Origin of the sequence: Mesorhizobium kowhaii (genome assembly GCF_042431665.1) — a bacterium.
Classification (GTDB): domain Bacteria; phylum Pseudomonadota; class Alphaproteobacteria; order Rhizobiales; family Rhizobiaceae; genus Mesorhizobium; species Mesorhizobium kowhaii.
In genome coordinates this window covers 1-1339 of sequence record NZ_JBHLYT010000049.1, presented here as the reverse complement: position 1 = coordinate 1339, position 1339 = coordinate 1, and the positions used below count along the sequence as shown (strand labels likewise).

Below are 1339 nucleotides of genomic sequence, written 5' to 3'. Positions count from 1 at the left end.
GAGAAGGCCAAGACCTGGCTCGAGAGCCGACAGGGGCAAAGGCTGTCGGCCGAGGAGCTGTTTCGAACCGTGACTGGCGGACATATCGACGGTCCTGGCGCGGTTGCCATACCCTCCAGCGACGAGTGTCTCCATGTGCCGACGCTCAAGAGCGAGACGTTGACGGGGACGAGCGGCGTGCTGATCGGGCGCTCGCCCTATGACAAGCCCAACCTGCGCCCGTTTGCCCCAGAAGGAGTCAAGTCGGCCCTCGAGGGGGATCCGACCGCTGTGTTTCTCGACAACTGCACGGCCATCCAATACAGCTTCAACGTCGCCCAGAAGTCGGGGAGGGAACTGGCGGCCAACGATCCGACCTTTTTTGCCAAAGGCATTCTGATCGTTGTCCCGGATAAGATGTGGCCGGCCGCCTACGCCGACCGTGGGCTGGTGATGTCTGCCGAGGACGTCAAATGCCATGCGAGCTGGACCTCGAGCAAGGACCGCGTCAAGGTGGACACGCCGCTCGACTGCCTCGGCATCCTGCAGGCGACCGAGGTGTTTGCCCCGGGCTCGTTGGTGGCTGTCCCGACCGGTGAGCAGAAAAAACTTGACGGCGACTTCGACGGCGACACCGTCATCATCCTCGGCGACCGGCCGCAGCTTTATGAGCATTTGCGCGCGTTCGATCACCGGGAGCAAGCTCTGGGACTTCCGTCGCTGAAGCCGCCAAAGTCCCATACCCCGGCGCTTGAGGGCGACGATTACCAGTTCAGTCGCGCCCGCCAGATCCTCTCTGCCACGCAGAATGTTCTGGAAACTTATACCTGCCTGCAGCGAAGCTTTCTGGCTCAATCCCATGAAGCACGACGCTGGTTTGCCGAGCGTGCCGTCTTTGGCACCTATGAGGGCGTTCACAAGGAGCTCCGGCGAGATATCGGTCAGCTGTTGAACCAGGAAGAGGTGAGTGGCCAGGATATCCAGAACACGTTTGCGAGGGCGAGGCGCGAGATTGAGGTCGCCAAACATCCGGTTGCCCGCGAAATGGCCGAGTTGCTCGTCTCCGACCTTGTGGCATGGGCAGTCAAGCAGGGTGGACAACTCCTGCCCGAAACAATCGAAAGCGCGAACGCCGCAAACCCGAGCTTCAGCGCAAGGCTGTGCGAGCTTTTCCCGGGTCTGACCGAGACCTATCCGGCAACGCCTCAGCCACGAGACCGCATCCAGCTTTTGCTCGACCACTATCCTGCTCGCATCGATTCTCGCCCAGATGGTTACAATCCGGACGACCTCGTACAAAGCGCAACCAACTTGCTGAGCCTCGGCATCAAGGTCGGCACCGACGCCTATAAATCCGATA

The 1339-nt window shown here is 60.9% G+C and carries 1 pseudogene; it reads left to right on the top strand.

Features of this window, described 5'->3' with window-relative positions:
* A pseudogene (locus ACFFNA_RS26225) lies at positions 1-1339 on the top strand (hypothetical protein); the annotation flags it as partial.